This is a genomic window from Delftia sp. PE138 (assembly GCF_018320755.1).
Lineage (GTDB): Bacteria > Pseudomonadota > Gammaproteobacteria > Burkholderiales > Burkholderiaceae_C > Comamonas > Comamonas tsuruhatensis.
In genome coordinates this window covers 489,362-505,798 of the sequence record NZ_JABEPN010000003.1, presented here as the reverse complement: position 1 = coordinate 505,798, position 16,437 = coordinate 489,362, and the positions used below count along the sequence as shown (strand labels likewise).

Here is a 16,437-nt window from a genome sequence, read left to right as displayed (position 1 = left end):
ACTTATCCAAAAACCCGATGAATATCTCCTCCCGCCAGCTCGATGCCTTCATCGCCCTGGCCCAGCTCAGCAGCTTCACCCTGGCCGCGCAGCGCTGCCATCTGTCGCAGCCGGCCTTCAGTGCCCTGATCAAGGGGCTGGAAGACGGCGTGGGCGTGCGCCTGTTCGACCGCAGCACGCGCCATGTGGCGCTGACGCAGGAGGGGGCGCAGTTCCTCGATGCCGCGCAGCGCATACGCGCCGACCTGGGCGATGCCGTGCACGGCCTGCGCGAGGCGGCGGCGCTGCAGCGCGGGCGTGTGTCCATCGCCCTGCTGCCTTCGCTGGCGGCGGCCTGGCTGCCGCCCGTGCTGGCGCTGTTCCATGCGCGCCATCCGGGCATACAGCTGCAGGTGTCGGACCTGCTGTCCGAATCGTGCATCGCCCAGGTGGCCTCGGGCCAGGCCGACCTGGCGCTGGCCGCCATCCGCGCCGACACCGAGGAGCTGCAGGCCGAATGGTTCTGCGCCGACCGGCTGCACCTGGTCTGCCGCGCCGACCATGCGCTGGCGGCCCTGCCCGCGCCGGCCATGGCCGACCTGCGTGACCAGCCCTTCATCCAGCTCGCGCGCCACAGCAGCGTGCGCCAGTACCTGGAATCGCAGGAGCAGGCCCCGCCCCTCAACACCTTGCTGGAAGTGGAGCACCTGGCCACCGTGATGGGAATGGTGCGCGCGGGCCTGGGCATCAGCGTGGTGCCGGCCCTGGCGCTGTTCCACTTCGTGCAACCTGGCCTGGTGACGCGCCCGCTGGCCGATGCCGACCGCCGGCGCGACCTGTACCTGGTGCGCAGGCGCCAGCGCAGCCTGTCGCCGGCCGCCCAGGCCTTCCACGCGCTGGCGCTGGAGCATCGGCCCGGTGCGGGCGAGACCACCTGATACGGGGCAGCACGAACCTCGCAGCACAATAGCCCGATCGCCAACCGCCTCCGAAAGCCGCCACCGTGGGTGAATTCGACCTGATCCGCCGCTTCTTCCAGCGCCCCGTGCGCCGCGCCGCCCTGGGCGTGGGCGATGACTGCGCCCTGCTCGCCCCGGCGCCGGGCATGCAGCTGGCCGTCTCCAGCGACATGCTGGTCGAGGGCCGGCATTTCTTCGCCGACGTGGACCCGCGCCTGCTGGGCCACAAATCCCTGGCCGTGAACCTGTCCGACCTGGCGGCCTGCGGCGCGCGCCCGCTGGCCTTCACCCTGGCCCTGTCCCTGCCGCGCGCCGATGCGGCCTGGACCGAGGCGTTTGCGGCCGGCCTCCTGGCGCTGGCCGACGCCCACGGCTGCGAGCTGGTCGGCGGCGACACCACCCAGGGGCCCTTGAACATCTGCATCACCGTCTTCGGCGAAGTGCCGCCCGGCCAGGCCCTGCTGCGCAGCGGCGCGCGCGCAGGCGACGACATCTGGGTCAGCGGCAGCCTGGGCGATGCCCGCCTGGCGCTGGAAGCCCTGCTGGGCCACACCCCCCTGCCACCCGGCACGCTGGCCGCCGCGCGCCAGCGCCTGGAAGCGCCCACGCCGCGCGTGGCCCTGGGCCAGGCGCTGCTCGGCATTGCCAGCAGCGCGCTGGATGTGAGCGACGGCCTGCTGGGCGACCTGGGCCACATCCTGGAGCAATCCCGCGTGGGCGCCAGCCTGGACACGCGCCTGATCACGCCCCTGCTCGATGCCGGCAGGCACACGCCCCTGGCCATCGACCTGCTGCACCAGTGCACCCTGTCCGGCGGCGACGACTACGAGCTGTGCTTCACGGCCCCGGCCGACCGGCGCGATGCCGTGCAGGCCGCAGGCCGCGACAGCGCCACGCGCGTCACGCGCATCGGCTGCATCGAGGCCCCGCCCGGCCTGCGGCTGATCGGCCCGGACGGTGCGGCCATGGCGCCCCGATGGACCTCGTTCGACCACTTCGCTGCGGCCTGACGCCGCGCCAAACCACTTTCATCCGAGAAGGACTGCCCATGGTTCAACGCTCCGCCCTGCCCGCCCTCTCTGCCCTGGCAGCCGCCTGCTTCCTGCTGGCAGGCATCCCGGTCCAGGCCCAGGCACAAGCCCAGGAAGCCACCATCGCCCGCGCCCCCATCGCGCGCGTCACCCTGTATGCGGGCGTGGCCTCGGTGGAGCGCACGGCGCGCATCACGGCCGCCACGCGCCAGCTGGTGTTCGAGTGCCTGCCCGGCTCCATCGACCCGCAGAGCCTGCAGGTCAGCGCCGATGCCGGTGTGCGCCTGGGCGACTACAAGCTGCAGTCGCAGCCGCGCGAACTGGCCTCCAAGGCCTGCGCCAGCCCGCTGGAGCAGCAGATCCGCACGCTGGAAGACCAGCTGGCCGCGCTGGAGGCCGACGAGTCCGCCGCCAAGCTCGTGGGCGACTACCTGCAGGGCCTGGCCAAGCCCGGCGATGACGCCAAATCCCCCGCCCTGCCCGCCGCCAGCCAGCTGGGCGCCGCCACCGAGGCGCTGCGCAGCACCAGCCGTGGCAACACGCTGCGCGCCCACCAGATCCTGCGGCAAAAGCAGGCGCTGCAGGAGCAACTCAGGCCGCTGCAGCTCGAACGCGACCGCACGGGCGCAGGCAACGCCCAGGTGATGAAGGTCACCGTGCAACTGGCCAGCCCGGCCGATGCCAATGTGCAGCTGACCTACCAGGTGCGCGGCCCGAGCTGGCAGCCCACCTACCGCGCCCAGCTGGACCCGGCCAAGGGCACGGTGGCCATCGAACGCCTGGCCCTGGTGGCCCAGAACAGCGGCGAGGACTGGAGCCAGGTGCAGCTGCTGCTGTCCACCGGCCAGCCTTCGCGCAGCACGCAGGCACGCCTGCCCAATCCCTGGACGCTGGATGTGGAACGGCCCCGCCCCGTGGCCGCCATGGCCCCTGCGCCAGCGCCGGCCCCGGCGGCCCCTGCGATGATGCTGGAGCGCGCCCGCAAGCCCGGGGCGGCCGGCGAGGCCGCCGAACTGCCGGTGCTCGATGTCGCCAGCCTCAACACCGCCTACGCCACGCAGTTCTCCGTGCCCTACCGCATCAGCGTGCCCTCCAGCAGCGAGCGCGTGACCCTGGCCCTGGGCTCGCAGAACGTGCCGGCCACCTTGCTCACGCGCACGGCGCCCGCCGTGGAAGAGGCCGCCTACCTGGTGGCCCAGCTGGCCGTGCCGGCCGGTGTCTGGCCCGCAGGCCCCGTGGCCCTGTTCCGCGACGGCGCCTTCGCCGGCCAGGGCCGGCTGGACTTCGGCAACGCCGCCGCGCTGGCCCAGGGCCTGTCCTTCGGCCGTGACGACAAGGTGGTGGTGCGCAACCTGCCCGTGGACTCGGCCACGGGCAGCGGCGGCCTGCTCAGCAGCAGCACCGAACGCCAGGTCACGCGGCGCTTCCAGGTGGACAACCGCCATGACCGCGCCATCGAGCTGCAAGTGGTGGACGCCGCACCCGTCTCGCGCAACGAGCAGATCCGCGTGCAGTCCCAATACAACCCGCAGCCGTCCACCACGCGCTGGAACGACCGCAACGGCATGATCGCCTGGCAGCAGCCGCTGGCCGCTGGCGCCAGCGCCAGCTTCGAGGCCCGCCACCAGATCCGCCATCCGCAGGATCTGGCGGTCGAAGAGCGTCAGTGAAGCACCAGGGCCGCGCTTATGATCTCGCCCCATGAGTGACGCGCCGCTGCGGCCGGAGGTTTCCGGCGATCCTGCTACCCCCACCTATGCCTCTGCGGCGCGCCCACCGGAAGGCCCGCCGCAGGGCGGCATGGCACGCCCCACGCTGGAATTCATGATGTCCCACCCGGCCCACTTCATCGCCATGGGGCTGGGCTCGGGGCTGGGGCGCATCGCGCCCGGCACCGTGGGCACGCTGTGGGCCTGGCTGTCCTTCCTGCTGCTGCAGCACTGGTTCACGCCCCAGCAGATCGGCCTGCTGATCGCGGGCAGCATTCCGCTGGGCTGGTGGGCCTGCACGGTCACGGCGCGCCACATGCGCGTGGCCGACCCGGGCAACCTGGTCTGGGACGAGATCGTGGCCTTCTGGCTGGTGCTGTGGCTGGTCATGCCCACGGGCTTCTGGGGCCAGCTCATCGCCTTTGCGCTGTTTCGCTTCTTCGACGCCGCCAAGCCCCAGCCCGTCAAATGGGCCGACCGGTGCTTCAAGGGCTTCGGCTGGCGCGGCGGCTGGGGGATCATGTTCGATGACCTGGTGGCCGCCTTCTGCACGCTGCTGGTCATCGCCCTGTGGCGCCATTTCATCGGCTGAAGGAGCTGGCATGAGCGCATCCAACGAACTCGTCGAAACCCTGGCAGGCCTGCTGCTGCAGCGCGGCTGGATGCTGGCCACGGCCGAGAGCTGCACGGGCGGCATGATCGCTGCGGCCTGCACGGACCGCGCCGGCTCCAGCGAATGGTTCGAGCGCGGCCTTGTCAGCTACTCCAACGCGGCCAAGCACGACCTGCTGGGCGTGCCCGAGGCGCTGATCGCCGAACACGGCGCCGTGAGCGAGCCCGTGGCGCGCGCCATGGCCGAAGGCGCCATCGCCCACTCACGCGCGCAGTGCAGCGTGGCCGTGACAGGCGTGGCCGGGCCGGGCGGCGGCAGCGCCGCCAAGCCCGTGGGCACGGTCTGGTTCGGCTGGAACGTGTACGGCACCACGCACAGCGAATGCGTGCGCTTTGACGGCGACCGCGCCGCCGTGCGCCAGGCCACCGCGGTCCATGCCTTGCAGCGCCTCAATGCGCTGATCAGCGCAAGGCTTTTATGAGCCGGTGCGCGATCTCCTGCAGCGGTGCAGGCAGGGCGCGGTAGCTTTCCAGCAGGCGCTGCTCGTCCACGGGCAGCGGCGCGTTGTCGTCTTCTAGCCCGGCGGTCAGCTCCAGCGCCGTGGTCTGCAGCGCCAGGGCCACGCGGGCCAGGGTGTCGTTCTTGAGGGTGCGGATGGCCCCCGATTCGATCTGCGACACGGCCGAGGCCGTGATGCCCGCCGCCTCGGCCAGCCGGCCCTGGGTCATGCCCAGTTCGGCGCGGCGGGCGCGTATGCGTTCACCGATATGTCTCATGGCCCGTGCATCCAAAGCCTGTGGCGCGGGCGCTCAGGCGCCGTGGCACTTCTTGAACTTCTTGCCGCTGCCGCAGGGGCAGGGGTCGTTGCGGCCCGGCTGCTCGCCCTTGACGATGGTTTCCTGGCGCGGGCCCATGCTCTTCCAGATCTGGCGCAGGTCGTACAGCGCCCAGATGGCCTCGCCGAACTGCTCCACGCGCTCCTGGCTGGTGCTGGCGGGGCCGTCCTCGTCGTACATGCAGACTTCGGGCTTGCCGGTGTCGTCCTCGGTCAGGGCCACAACGGCGTTGAGCGCCTCGTTGAGCCAGCCGGCGGCTTCCTTGTCGCGCGGGGCGGCCCATTCCTCGGCCCAGTTCTCGACCACGAACATGAAGCCCAGCGCCCAGATCTGGCCGAACGAAGGAATCTCGCCGTCATCGGGACGCTCTTCCTCGGGCAGCGACAGGATGGCGCCGCGCATGTCCATGGCCTCGGGCTGGAAGGTGCGGTCGTCTTCCAGCGTCTTCACGTCGGCGTCCAGCTGGGTGCGGATCTCGTCCATGCGCAGGCCCACCAGCTCCAGAAAGCGCGCCTGCTGCGCCGCGTCCTTGAACACTTCCATCAGCGGCAGCGGCTGGCCCTCGGCCGCCTCCAGCGTGCCGCCGTCGCCCAGCAGCATGGGCAGCCACTCGGCGGCCGGCACCTCGCGGCGCGTGCAGATCAGCGCCGTCAGGAAACCGTCGCAGAACTCCCACTGCGGAATCTCCTCGCCGCGCGTGCGCAGCTCGTCGAGCAGATCGTCAAGCTCCTCCAGCGCCTCGGGCGTCAGGGCAGGCTCGTCGGGCAGGGCGGTGGCTTCGTGGGCGTCGTTGGACATGGCGGAAATCTCTAGGGAAAACAGGGAGAAGGAACCGGCCACGGCCAGCCCCTCGAATGAATGGCCCGCAGTGTAGCCGCGCCGCCATGTCCGTGGCGCCCGGTCGGAACTGGCGCCCACGGGGCCCTATCGCCCCACATGGCCCACATGGCCCACCCGCTACCCGGCTCCCTGCCAGGCCGGGAGCATGGAAAGCCCCACCCATTCCCCGACCCGGCTCATCGTCAAATTCTGCAAAGCGCCGCTGGCGCCGCCAAAGACTGCCACCAGTGCCCATGTCTGCTCGTCGAAACCGCAGGTCGTGCAGCAGGCCATCTGGGGCAGGCACATCGCCTCGGCCGGGTCCTGGGCCAGCAGGCTGACGAATTCCTGCGCGGTCACGGTCTCCGGATCCAGGCCCATGGGCCAGGACCCCTTCCAGCGCTGCGCATCCAGGGTCACGCTGTGCACGCCCCATGTCGGAGCGCCTGGCATGTCGCCCCAGGCCAGGCGTTGAAGGACCAGGCCCAGCCCCGTCTCCGCCCATGTCACCGGGTAAGGCGGGGCGTGATCGATCTTCAGCAGCTGCGCATCGCTCAATCCCGCTTGGCGCAGGGCCAGGCGCAGGTAATCCTGCCGGCTGTGCCGTCCCAGCGTGCGCAACACGGCATCCATCAACGGGGCGATGGGCTGTGGCTTCATGGTGCTTTCCATTCAGAACTCATCAAAACGACGCATATAGGCGTCGCATGCCAATTGCCACGCGTCTTCGTCGTTGGATCCTGATGGCGGGGCACCGATAAAGTCATTGAGCCGGGATTTGGCACGGACAGGCTTGAGCAGACGCGCCGCCTCGCCAAAGGCCGGCAGTGTCAGTCCCTTATCCATGTCCCCCAGCCCCGGAAAATCTCCTGCACGAATTCCCAGGCAGTTGCCCACATCTCCGGCAGAAAGGTATTGGCTGGCCTCAACCTGCTTACGCACTGCCTCCCGTCCGCCCAGTTTTTCCAGCAAGGCATCACTGACAAAACTGAGCCAATTGATACTGTACATGGCGTTGTTGAAGTCATGGCTTATCAACGCAAGGCTGCCCAAGGCATTCAATCCAGGAAACCGCTGCAAATAGGGATAAAGTACTTGCTGCCCTTGGCTAATAGGTCCGATATTTCGTTCTTCAACCGTTGACATGACCCCCCACCCTGCAATGGCCCAGAAGGGTTGCATCAATTCCACCACCTGAGAGGTAATGCGACCCACATTGCTTTCTGGCGGCTGGTTGATGATCCACCACGCGGGAAATGCCATGCGAATGAAAGACATGGAAGGACCTATTCCAGGGGAGGTGTGCCGGTCATGTGGCCATGTGAACTCTTCGTTAGCTATGCAACAGCGAAGACGAAAGTTTTGTGCATTATCCGTCCACGCTTCCGGCGGCTTTGGCGAGCCAGAGGCCAAGTGAAACATCATTGCATAACCTTTAGGATTATCCAGGCTCTTTTGCTTCTTCGTGGTCAGTTTCTTCTGCGCCGCACTACTGATTAATCTAGCCGGCATACCATCATGCCAGTAAACCAGCTTCTCTTTACCGACAGCCTCACAAAAGAGATCAACCACCTTCCATGCACGCTCACGCACAGCCAGAGAATCTCCTTCATGAAATACCATTTCAATGGTCCAGCCTGCTCGTGCGCAAATACATCCAAATCTATCCTGCAACGCCATCCCCTTGAGAATATCCAGTGTTTCCACCATGTTGGTGCCCGATTTTTCATTGACTGATGGCCAGTCGAAGTCATGTCTTGCATCCATTGCCGCTCCTCCACTCCTTAATAATCCCCGGAAATCAGAAAAAATCAAACCGACTCATATAGGCATCGCATGCCAGCAGCCACGCATGTTCATCATTGGAGCCCGAAGGCGGTGGGCCGATGAAGTTGTTGAGCCGGGATCTGGCGCGAACAGGCTTGAGCAGGCGCGCCGCCTCGCCAAAGGCGGGCAGCGTCAGTCCTTGATCCATATCCCCCAGACCAGGAAAGTCTCCCGCACGGATTCCCAGGCAGTTGCCCACATCCCCGGCCGAAAGATACTGACTGGCCTCCACCTGCTTTCGCACGGCCTCTCGCCCGCCCAGTTTTTCCAGCAAGGCATCGCTGACAAAACTCAGCCAGTTGATGCTGTACATGGCGTTGTTGAAGTCATGATCGAACAATGCAAGACTTCCTATGGCATTCAATCCTGGGAACCGCTTCAGATAGGGATACAGCACCTGCTGGCCCTTGCCATCGGGTCCAATATTGCGTTCTTCCACTGCAGGAATGACACCCCACCCGGCAATAGCCCAGAAGGGTTGCATTAATTCCACCACCTGGGAGGTGATCCGGCCCACATTGCGCTCGGGCGGCTGACCCAGAATCCACCATGCGGGAAACGCCATGCGAATGAAAGACATGGCAGGACCTATGCCAGGCGAGATATGGCGGTCATGTAGCCAAATACCTTCATCGTTGTTTATACGGCAGTGAAGTCGAAAGTCTTGAGCATTTTCAACCCAGTCATCTGGTGGCTTTGGATTTCCCGAAGCTAGATCAAAAATCATCGCAAACCCTTCGGGATTGTTAAGCGTACTCGGCTTGTGTTTGGCAATTCTCGCTTGTGCTTGCTTGCTGGTCAGTGACATAGGCGCCAGACCCCACCATATTGCAAGCTTGTCTGCGCCAACAACCTCACAAAACAGATCAATCACTTTCCATGCACGCTCACGTACGGCCAGTGAATCCCCTTCATGGAACACCATTTCGATGGTCCACCCAGCTCTTGCGCAAATACGTCCAAATCTATTCTGTAATACCATCGCTTTCAGAATATCCATAGTCGCCACGGTAGCTTTTTGCAGTTCTTTAGTGCTTAAAGGTTTATTAAAGTCTTTAGCCATATCCATCTCCATATCTGACCGTACCGAAGCCATTGCTTCAAAATGTCACGCCGAGGACTCTTGCCAGTGCGGTTCCCACCGCACCTACACCTCGGAGTACACGCCCCAATGCGGACGCACCGGCCGCAGCCCCAATTGCTGCTGCCGTATCCGCATTTACCCGTTCTGCCAAATAAATTTCCTTTTCTCTGTTGGCCTGCCATCGCATTGCTTGGTTCAATACGCCTTCGTTCGTCGTTTCTCCATCGCCTTCGCAAGCACAACTTCCTGCGTCTAAGGCATCCTTGAAAAACTTTTCTTTAAAAATGTCGCTATATGCCTGAAACTGTATCTTGCCGTCTGGCCCAAATTCTGAAGAAAATTTATCCCCCGGGAATTTCATCTCATAGACCCGCTGCACGTTGTCCAGCACAGGCGGAAGGCGCGGGTTCTTCACCACGACCACATCCGGGATGCGCGAGCCCGCAGGCCGGCTGCGCGTGGGTCGTACGGGCTCCCTGCGCGACATGACGGGGGCCTTGTTCAGGTACGGCACTTCCTGCTTGTAGTAGCCCCGGTAGCCTTCAAACCCGTCGGCCTGCATGACCACGCCGGCCACGCAGCGCTGGCCCAGGCCGCCGGTCATGCAGCAGCAAAACAGCTCGCACAGCGCCCTGCGGTCCAGTTCGTTGTCGAAGTCCCGGGTGCCGCATACCTTGTTGAAGCCCACAAGCACGACGGCCTTGCACAGGTCCCTGGACCGCTTCAGGCGATTGAGGGCAATGAAGGCGGGGACCAGTTGTTCGCAGCTCATGCGCCAGGCCCGCCGAGGGGCGAGGAGGACTCGCCCACAGGCGTGCGCCGCCGCACCACGTCCCAGATCCCCATCGGCAGCTCAAGCATCATCAACTGGATGCGGCCGTCAGGCGGCAGGTCGGTGCGCGCGAGAAATTTGCGCACGGCGGGAAATTCGTCGAAGCGCTCGCCAAACTGGTGGCGCAAGGCCAGGAAGCCGATGACATCGTCCGGCGTCGACAGGCCCCAGCCCACCGCGCGGTCAAGGCCTCGCCGGGTATGGGCCAGCAGCCTGTCATGCGGCCAATCCTGCTCGCTGAGATGGCAGGTCTGCCGCACGATGGCGGCAATCCCTTCTTCGCTGGGCACGAGGTTGCGGCGCAGCGTGCGCTGCATTTCCAGGGTTGAAATTTCCATCATGGCGAAGACACCTCCCATTGCCTGTTGTCCAGGCGCGCCAGGCCTGTGACGTGGTCCAGAAACTTGCGTTGCGCCATGCCGACCCAGATCCCCTCGGGATGCGGTGCCAGGCAGGCGAGGATGCTGTGGCCGCGGAACCAGTCCCCCAGATGCGCCGGGTCGAACTGCGCCAGCAGGCGAGGCAGCACGCGCGGGTCGTAAAAGCGCAGCCACAGCCGCTGGCCGCCGTCTCCCCTGGCCTGCAGAAACCGCTTGAGATGGCGCTTGAGCGCAGGGGCCGGCAGCCGGCTGATCAGGAAAATGCCCCAGTGCGCCTGCCAGCCTTCATGCGGCCAGCGCTGGAACAGCGGACTGCCTGCATGCACCCGCATGAGATAGGGCGCGTAGCGCGCATAGCGGGCGGCGGGCATGCCGTCATACAGGCAGGTGATGCCGGACTGCGGCGGCTCGGCCAGGATGGCGTCATGCAGGTGCTCATCCGCCGCCGCGTCCACGATGGCGTAGAGCAGGCCGTCATAGGTCGCCGCCACCTTTTCGAGCACGGCCTGGCGTGCCATCTGGAGTTCGTCCGGCGTGCCGGGGCCTGGGGGGATCAAGGTGGACATGGCGATTCAGTCCTCCATGGCCGACACGAAGGCGGCCCCCGATTGCGCGGCTTCGGCCAGGCACCGGCCCGCATTCGCACCGATCCAGACGGTGGTGCAGCCCGAGACGACCACGCCGCCGTGCACGGTCCTGTCCCCCATGCGGGCTGCGGGCCTGCCGCCGATCAGTACCGTGGCTTCGCCTTCGGCAATGGCGTCGGGCGGCGAACGGGGGCACAGCGCCTGGTCCGTGACCCTGGCCGCCGGCATGCCGCCGATGAGCACATCGGCCTGGCCGGAGAGAATGGCGCCGCCCCCGTGGGCGGGGCAGGCATGCATGTCGCCCACTCTTGCTGCAGGTTGTCCCATGCGAGTGCCCCGGGTTCAGCAGTTGATCTTCACCAGCGGCGACTTGATCTCGACCATGGCCGGAGAGATCTCGATGGAGCTCGCCCCCGATTGCAGCCGGATGCTTCGGGTGCCGGTGACGATGACCTGTTGCCCATCGACCGTCAGCGTGGTGCCCGCCGCCAGGGCCAGCTGTCCGCCCGCATCGACCAGGCTGTTGGCGCCCACCCGCAGCGCGTGGTCGTTGCCGACGTTGACCGCCTGGTCCTGCCCTACCTCGGTGCTGTCGTTGTTCTGGATGGTGCTGCTGCGGTTGTTGCCCACGATGAGGCCTTCATCGTTTCCAACCTGCGCGCTGCGGTTGCGCCCCACGGTCCGGCTCCAGTCCATCCCCACGCTGTCGCTTCGCAGGACACCCACGTTGCTCATCAGCACCGCGCCTACGTTGAGGTTGTAGGCACACCCCACGGTGACCATCTTGAACAGGCCCGTGCCCTGCGTGTAGCCGATGCCCACGGTTTCGGATTTCATGCGCCCCGTGGCCAGGGTCCAGTTGCGGCCGATGCTGTCGCGTCCATTGGCATCCACGGTTTTCGTGCGGTTCTTGCAGATGCGGATGCTTTCATCCAGGTCCACCGTGCGCGTGCGGTTCTGGTGGACGGTGAGGGTCTCGTCCAGGTCCACCACCTCCGTGCGCCAGCCGTGGACATCGATCTTCTCGTTGCGGTCCACGGTCTCCGTGCGGTCGCGGTGGATGACGCTGGTCTCGTCCCGGTCGATGGTCTTGCGCCGGTCGTTGCCCACCCATTTGTCTTCGTCGTTCTCGACTTCGGTGAGCTGGTCCTTCTGTGCATGCAGCCACAGCTGTTCGGCGCCCGCCTTGTCCTCGAAGCGGATGGCGTTGGCGTCGCCCTGGCCGTTCTTCATGCCTGACCCCGGGTTGCCATCCTTGCTCGATCGGGTCTTGATGCCCGATTGCGTGGCATTGGCCGGCAGCGCCCAGGGCGGCATGTTGGCCGCGTTGTAGACGCAGCCCGTGACCAGCGGATAGTCGGGGTCGCCATTGAGGAAGTCCACCACCACCTCATGCCCTATGCGGGGGATCGAGATGGCGCCAAAGCCCGGGCCGGCCCAGTTGGTGGCCACGCGGATCCAGCAGCTGGAGTTCTGGTCCTTCTTGCCCAGCCGGTCCCAGTGGAACTGCACCTTGATGCGGCCGTATTCGTCGGTCCAGATTTCCTGCCCGGCCGGGCCCACGACAATGGCCGTCTGCGGCCCCGTGGTGCGCGGCTTGGGCGTGGTGCGCGGTGGCTTGAAGGCAAGATCCGTGGGCTGGGCCTGCAGCTCGTAGCGCTGGAAGGAGCCTTCTTCCTTGGCGCCGTCCCGGGTACTCGGTGCGGATGGGACGCCACGTACGCTGGAGATCGCGCTGACGCGAGGGTTTTCTTTCAGGTGGTAGCTCAGGCCCGTGATCAGGTACTGCCGGTTCTGGTCACCACGCGGGTAGTTGTAGAGGCTGAAGGTGTAGCCCGTGGCCAGCGCCCGATGGCAGGACTGGCCCCGCACCCGGCTGTGGCCCGTGAGGCCTTGCTTCAGGCGCACGCGGATGTAGGCATCTCCGTCGCCGTACTCCGTGTAGCCGCCCGGCCATTCGTAGGTTTCATGGCCGTCGTGCGCATGGCCCGGTGGATCGCGGCGCATGTGGGACAGTTCGGCCCGGGGCTTTTTGAAGTCGTAGTCGTCGATGTAATGGCGGCCCGGCTTGATTTCCTGCTCCAGCTGCCAGGCGTGGATGTTTTCCTGATCGCCCGCGGCGGCTTTTTCCGGGGGATAGAAGGGAATGGATTCGCCGCCGGGCAATGCGCCGTGCGAGGCAATGATGTCGTCGCACAGCACCAGGGTGTGTTCTCCCATGGCATGCGCGAAGTGGTAGTAGATGCCTTCGTGCTCCATCAATCGCGAGACGAAGTCGCAATCGCTTTCGTTGTATTGCACGCAGTAATCCCAACTGCGATAGGCGCGGGTGAGTTTCCTTTGCAGGGGATGGCCATAGACGCCCAATACCTGCTCGATGATGTCGGGCACGGTCTGGTTCTGAAAGATGCGAAAGTCGCTCTTGCGCGTGGCCAGCCACAGCCAGGGGCTCAGGCGGGCCTTGTAGGCGTAGTGGCGGTGGTCCTGGCCCTGCATGCCGAAGCGGGTGACGATGCCGTCGATGAAGCGCCTGCCGCCGCCCTGGGTTTCTATTTCTATGGTGGCGTTTTTGCCCAATAGGGCCTTGGGATCGATGCTTTCGCTTTCGCTGAGCATTTCCACATCGAGGCTGAAGAGCTGGCTGATGTTTTCCTGGCCGCGCAATTCACGGAAATGCAGTTCATCGCCCAATGGCGTATGGATGGTGACTCGGCGTGTCATTGGTGCTCTCGCCCTGTGGGGGCGCCCTCCCGATCTTTCGATACGGAAAGATCATGGAAGAATGAGCCGCTCTATGGAAATTCCAATTTCTGCCAAAAAATAGGATTGCCAAAAGGAAAATTGCCGCTTCTCCCACTCGGATCGGGCTTGGGAAAAGCCTAGGACAAGCGGCCGGAGCAAGGGCCTTCATGATGTGCAGCCGCCACACATCGCCCCGGCTGGCCGCCCCCGGATCAGGGCGCCGCACGCCCGCGCAGCCGCTCAGGGGTTCAAAGAGTCCTTGCGATGATCTCCTTCATGATCTCGTCGCTGCCACCGTAGATCCGCCCTATGCGCGCATCGGTCCAGGCGCGGCCGATCTGGTATTCGGTCATGTAGCCGTAGCCGCCGTGCAGTTGCAGGAATTCGTCGAGCAGGCGGTTTTGCAGCGCCGTGGCATTGAGCTTGACCATGGCCGCCCGGTCGGGCGCGAGCGCGCGGCGCAGGTGCAGGGCGATGCAGTCGTCCACGAAGACGCGCAGCATGGTGGCCTGTGCCTTGGCCTCGGCCAGCTTGAAGCGCGTGTTCTGGAAGTCGAACACCGGCTGGCCGAAGGCCTTGCGCTCGCGCGTGTAGGCAATGGTCTTGTGCAAAAAGGCCTCGATGGAGGCGGCGGCGCGCACGGCCACCACCAGGCGCTCCTGGGCCAGTTCGTGCATGAGGTACCTGAAGCCCGCGTTCTCCTCGCCCAGCAGGTGGTCGGCCGGCACGCGCACGTTGTCGAAGAACAGCTCCGAGGTGTCCTGCGCCATGAGGCCGATCTTCTCGAGCTTGCGGCCCTTGGAGAAGCCGGGCATGCCGTCCTCGACCACGATCAGGGACACGCCCTTGGCACCCATCTCGGGCGCGGTCTTGGCGACGACGATGACCAGCTCCGAGTTGATGCCGTTGGTGATGAAGGTCTTCTGGCCGTTGAGCACGTAGTGGTCGCCCTCGCGCCGCGCCGTGGTGCGCACGGACTTGAGGTCGCTGCCCGCGCCGGGCTCGGTCATGGCGATGGCGCCGATCAGCTCGCCCGCGGCCATGCGCGGCAGCCAGCGGTCCTTCTGGGCCTTGCTGCCATAGGCATGGATGTAGGGCGCGACGATGTCCGAATGCAGCGGAAAGCCCAGCCCGCTGGCGCCCGTGCGCGCGATCTCCTCCAGCAGCACGGCCGCATGGCCGAAGTCGCCGCCGCCGCCATAGGGCTCGGGCAGCATGGGGTTGAGCAGGCCTTCGCGCCCGGCCTTGCGCCAGACCTCCTTGGGCACGATGCCCTGGCGCTCCCATTCGGCATGGTGGGGGACGATCTCGCGCTCGAAGAAGCGGCGGGCCTGCTCGCGGAACTGTTCATGGTCTTCGCGGTAGACGGAGCGCTCGGTCAGGTCTTGCATGGGTCGGTATCCGGTGGTTGTCGGTGAGGAAAGACGGGGAAGGGCCGTTCAGGCGCTGCGCAGGTTGAAGCCCGCGTGGGGCTGCTCGCGCAGCCTGTCCTTGAGCACGCGGCGCAGCAGCTTGCCCGTGGGCAGGCGCGGCAGCTCGTCCACGAACTGCAGGCGCTGCGGGCGCTTGAGGCGCGACAGCGTGGCGCCGGCCTCGGCGACGATGGCGTGCGCCATCTCTGCACTGGCCGCATGGCCCTGGCGCAGCACGACCACGGCCATGGGCTGCTCGCCGAAGTCGGGCTCGGGCACGCCGACCACGGCCACCTCCTGCACGGCAGGGTGCGTGGCCAGCGCGTTCTCTATCTCCTGCGGATAGAGGTTGACGCCGCCCGACAGGATGAGGTCGGCCCGCCGGTCGCTGAGGAAGAGGTAGCCCTCCTCGTCCACATGGCCCAGGTCGCCATAGGTGGCCCAGCCACGCTCGTCGATGGCCTCGCGGGTCTTGGCGGGGTCGTTGAGGTAGGCGAAGGGCGCCACGTCCGAGAAGAACACACGGCCGATCTGGCCCGCAGGCAGCTCCTGCCCGTCGTCGCCCACGATGCGCAGCCGACCGTAGCTGGCGCGGCCCACGGAGCCTGGGCGCCGGCGCCATTCGGCGGAGTTGATCAGCGTGATGCCGCAGCCTTCGGAGCCTGCGTAGTACTCCAGCAGGATGTCGCCCCACCAGTCCAGCAGCGCCTGCTTGACGGCCACCGGGCAGGGCGCGGCCGCATGGATGGCGCAGCGGTGGCTGGACAGGTCATAGCCGTGCCGCACCTCCTCGGGCAGCTGCAGCAGGCGGCCCAGCATGGTCGGCACCCATTGGCTGTGGGTGATGCGGTAGCGCTCGATCATCGCCAGCGCCTGCTGTGCGTCGAAGCGCGCCGTGATCACCACCGCGCCGCCGCCGTCCAGCGTGCGCAGGCAGTAGCGCAGCGGCGCTGCGTGGTACAGCGGCGCGGGCGAGAGGTAGACCGTGTCGGCGTCAAAGCCCATGTTGCGCTGCCAGGCCAGGAATTCGGGGTCGGCCTGCGTGCGGTAGAGCGCCGCCGGCAGCGCCTTCTTGATCCCCTTGGGCCGGCCCGTGGTGCCCGAGGAGTACAGCAGGTCGCGCCCCAGCGGACGGCCTGACAGGTCGATGGGCGCGGGCGCCTGCACACGCCAGGCGGCCAGGGCATCGGCCAGCGACGGCAGGCCCGTGGATGCGCAGTCTCCGTCCACCGAATGCACGGAGGCGGCCAGTTCGGCCGGCAGCTGCGCCGCCGTGGCGGCCGAGGCAAAGACATGGCGCGCCCCGCTGTCGCCCAGGATGTAGGCCACCTCGGGCGCCGTCAGGTGGGTGCTGATGACCACCGCGTACAGGCCCGCCAGGCGCGCGGCCAGCACCAGCTCCAGGATCTCCACGCGGTTTTCCATCAGCACGGCCACCGTGTCGCCGGCCGCCAGGCCCTGCCCCGCCATCCACTGCGCCACCTCGCGCGAGCGCTGCGCCAGCGCGCCCGCCGTGTGCTGCTGGCCGCTGTCGCCCATGGTCAGCGCAACGCGGTCGGGCCGGGCATCGGCCCAGCTGTGAAAGTCATGCACGCCTGTCTCCTTTGGTTTTTTGAATCCGCCGTCT

General features: G+C 66.3%; 17 protein-coding genes. 5 read left to right on the top strand and 12 right to left on the bottom strand.

Translation table 11 applies throughout. The annotated features are described in order from the left end of the window. Positions 1–17 precede the first annotated feature (17 nt). The 5 genes from HFGMBDPB_RS14625 to HFGMBDPB_RS14605 all read left to right on the top strand — a co-directional run bounded on the left by HFGMBDPB_RS14625 (position 18) and on the right by HFGMBDPB_RS14605 (position 4,772). Positions 18–917 carry a LysR family transcriptional regulator gene (locus HFGMBDPB_RS14625; protein ID WP_047219821.1) on the top strand — a complete coding sequence of 300 codons (900 nt, stop codon included), beginning with the start codon at positions 18–20 and terminating at the stop codon, positions 915–917. Between the two features lie 65 nt (positions 918–982). Continuing rightward, the gene (gene thiL, locus HFGMBDPB_RS14620; RefSeq protein ID WP_212645638.1) at positions 983–1,948 is read left to right on the top strand and encodes a thiamine-phosphate kinase; all 966 of its coding nucleotides are present in this window, start codon (positions 983–985) and stop codon (positions 1,946–1,948) included. Positions 1,949–1,986: 38 nt separating this feature from the next. Further along, on the top strand, positions 1,987–3,639 hold the full coding sequence (locus tag HFGMBDPB_RS14615) for a DUF4139 domain-containing protein (protein WP_212645637.1): 1,653 nt from the start codon (positions 1,987–1,989) through the stop codon (positions 3,637–3,639). Between the two features lie 130 nt (positions 3,640–3,769). After that, positions 3,770–4,270: a phosphatidylglycerophosphatase A family protein gene (locus tag HFGMBDPB_RS14610; protein ID WP_012202641.1), complete on the top strand. Its 501-nt coding sequence runs from the start codon at positions 3,770–3,772 to the stop codon at positions 4,268–4,270. Between the two features lie 10 nt (positions 4,271–4,280). Continuing rightward, positions 4,281–4,772, top strand: coding sequence for a CinA family protein (locus tag HFGMBDPB_RS14605; RefSeq protein WP_212645636.1), 492 nt, complete (start codon positions 4,281–4,283; stop codon positions 4,770–4,772). Here HFGMBDPB_RS14605 and HFGMBDPB_RS14600 read toward each other — a convergent pair. From HFGMBDPB_RS14600 to HFGMBDPB_RS14545, 12 genes are all read right to left on the bottom strand, one after another. Continuing rightward, the gene (locus HFGMBDPB_RS14600; RefSeq protein WP_012202639.1) at positions 4,753–5,067 is read right to left on the bottom strand and encodes a helix-turn-helix domain-containing protein; all 315 of its coding nucleotides are present in this window, start codon (positions 5,065–5,067) and stop codon (positions 4,753–4,755) included. The genes HFGMBDPB_RS14605 and HFGMBDPB_RS14600 overlap by 20 nt on opposite strands. A 33-nt stretch (positions 5,068–5,100) precedes the next feature. Further along, entirely contained in the window at positions 5,101–5,925 is an 825-nt protein-coding gene (locus HFGMBDPB_RS14595; protein ID WP_016450524.1) for a YecA/YgfB family protein, read from the bottom strand. A gap of 159 nt (positions 5,926–6,084) precedes the next feature. Next, on the bottom strand, positions 6,085–6,606 hold the full coding sequence (locus tag HFGMBDPB_RS14590) for a hypothetical protein (RefSeq protein ID WP_249343435.1): 522 nt from the start codon (positions 6,604–6,606) through the stop codon (positions 6,085–6,087). A gap of 12 nt (positions 6,607–6,618) precedes the next feature. Continuing rightward, positions 6,619–7,713, bottom strand: coding sequence for a type VI immunity family protein (locus HFGMBDPB_RS14585; RefSeq protein WP_212645634.1), 1,095 nt, complete (start codon positions 7,711–7,713; stop codon positions 6,619–6,621). A gap of 34 nt (positions 7,714–7,747) precedes the next feature. After that, positions 7,748–8,836 (bottom strand): type VI immunity family protein, encoded by a 1,089-nt coding sequence (locus HFGMBDPB_RS14580; RefSeq protein WP_249343434.1) that lies wholly within the window; start codon positions 8,834–8,836, stop codon positions 7,748–7,750. Between the two features lie 37 nt (positions 8,837–8,873). Beyond that, the gene (locus HFGMBDPB_RS14575) at positions 8,874–9,629 is read right to left on the bottom strand and encodes a hypothetical protein (protein WP_212645632.1); all 756 of its coding nucleotides are present in this window, start codon (positions 9,627–9,629) and stop codon (positions 8,874–8,876) included. Then, entirely contained in the window at positions 9,626–10,048 is a 423-nt protein-coding gene (locus tag HFGMBDPB_RS14570; protein ID WP_249343433.1) for a hypothetical protein, read from the bottom strand. The genes HFGMBDPB_RS14575 and HFGMBDPB_RS14570 overlap by 4 nt, the downstream gene beginning before the upstream one ends. Then, positions 10,027–10,635: a DUF4123 domain-containing protein gene (locus HFGMBDPB_RS14565; RefSeq protein WP_017405334.1), complete on the bottom strand. Its 609-nt coding sequence runs from the start codon at positions 10,633–10,635 to the stop codon at positions 10,027–10,029. Before HFGMBDPB_RS14565 ends, HFGMBDPB_RS14570 begins: the two co-directional genes overlap by 22 nt. A gap of 6 nt (positions 10,636–10,641) precedes the next feature. Then, positions 10,642–10,953: a PAAR domain-containing protein gene (locus HFGMBDPB_RS14560; protein ID WP_016453939.1), complete on the bottom strand. Its 312-nt coding sequence runs from the start codon at positions 10,951–10,953 to the stop codon at positions 10,642–10,644. A 45-nt stretch (positions 10,954–10,998) separates the two neighbouring features. After that, entirely contained in the window at positions 10,999–13,377 is a 2,379-nt protein-coding gene (locus HFGMBDPB_RS14555; RefSeq protein ID WP_212645631.1) for a type VI secretion system Vgr family protein, read from the bottom strand. A gap of 269 nt (positions 13,378–13,646) precedes the next feature. Beyond that, the gene (locus HFGMBDPB_RS14550; protein ID WP_012202629.1) at positions 13,647–14,789 is read right to left on the bottom strand and encodes an acyl-CoA dehydrogenase family protein; all 1,143 of its coding nucleotides are present in this window, start codon (positions 14,787–14,789) and stop codon (positions 13,647–13,649) included. 48 nt (positions 14,790–14,837) lie between these two features. Beyond that, positions 14,838–16,403, bottom strand: a complete 1,566-nt coding sequence (locus tag HFGMBDPB_RS14545) for an AMP-binding protein (protein WP_126312935.1) — start codon at positions 16,401–16,403, stop codon at positions 14,838–14,840. Positions 16,404–16,437 lie beyond the last annotated feature (34 nt).

Excerpts from the sequence above, each read along its gene's own strand:
- HFGMBDPB_RS14625 (WP_047219821.1), top strand. The coding sequence starts at position 18 with ATGAATATCTCCTCCCGCCAGCTCGATGCCTTCATCGCCCTGGCCCAG.
- HFGMBDPB_RS14615 (WP_212645637.1), top strand. The coding sequence starts at position 1,987 with ATGGTTCAACGCTCCGCCCTGCCCGCCCTCTCTGCCCTGGCAGCCGCC.
- HFGMBDPB_RS14610 (WP_012202641.1), top strand. The coding sequence starts at position 3,770 with ATGGCACGCCCCACGCTGGAATTCATGATGTCCCACCCGGCCCACTTC.
- HFGMBDPB_RS14605 (WP_212645636.1), top strand. The coding sequence starts at position 4,281 with ATGAGCGCATCCAACGAACTCGTCGAAACCCTGGCAGGCCTGCTGCTG.
- HFGMBDPB_RS14600 (WP_012202639.1), bottom strand. The coding sequence starts at position 5,067 with ATGAGACATATCGGTGAACGCATACGCGCCCGCCGCGCCGAACTGGGC.
- HFGMBDPB_RS14595 (WP_016450524.1), bottom strand. The coding sequence starts at position 5,925 with ATGTCCAACGACGCCCACGAAGCCACCGCCCTGCCCGACGAGCCTGCC.
- HFGMBDPB_RS14590 (WP_249343435.1), bottom strand. The coding sequence starts at position 6,606 with ATGAAGCCACAGCCCATCGCCCCGTTGATGGATGCCGTGTTGCGCACG.
- HFGMBDPB_RS14585 (WP_212645634.1), bottom strand. The coding sequence starts at position 7,713 with ATGGATGCAAGACATGACTTCGACTGGCCATCAGTCAATGAAAAATCG.
- HFGMBDPB_RS14580 (WP_249343434.1), bottom strand. The coding sequence starts at position 8,836 with ATGGCTAAAGACTTTAATAAACCTTTAAGCACTAAAGAACTGCAAAAA.
- HFGMBDPB_RS14575 (WP_212645632.1), bottom strand. The coding sequence starts at position 9,629 with ATGAGCTGCGAACAACTGGTCCCCGCCTTCATTGCCCTCAATCGCCTG.
- HFGMBDPB_RS14570 (WP_249343433.1), bottom strand. The coding sequence starts at position 10,048 with ATGGGAGGTGTCTTCGCCATGATGGAAATTTCAACCCTGGAAATGCAG.
- HFGMBDPB_RS14565 (WP_017405334.1), bottom strand. The coding sequence starts at position 10,635 with ATGTCCACCTTGATCCCCCCAGGCCCCGGCACGCCGGACGAACTCCAG.
- HFGMBDPB_RS14560 (WP_016453939.1), bottom strand. The coding sequence starts at position 10,953 with ATGCATGCCTGCCCCGCCCACGGGGGCGGCGCCATTCTCTCCGGCCAG.
- HFGMBDPB_RS14555 (WP_212645631.1), bottom strand. The coding sequence starts at position 13,377 with ATGACACGCCGAGTCACCATCCATACGCCATTGGGCGATGAACTGCAT.
- HFGMBDPB_RS14550 (WP_012202629.1), bottom strand. The coding sequence starts at position 14,789 with ATGCAAGACCTGACCGAGCGCTCCGTCTACCGCGAAGACCATGAACAG.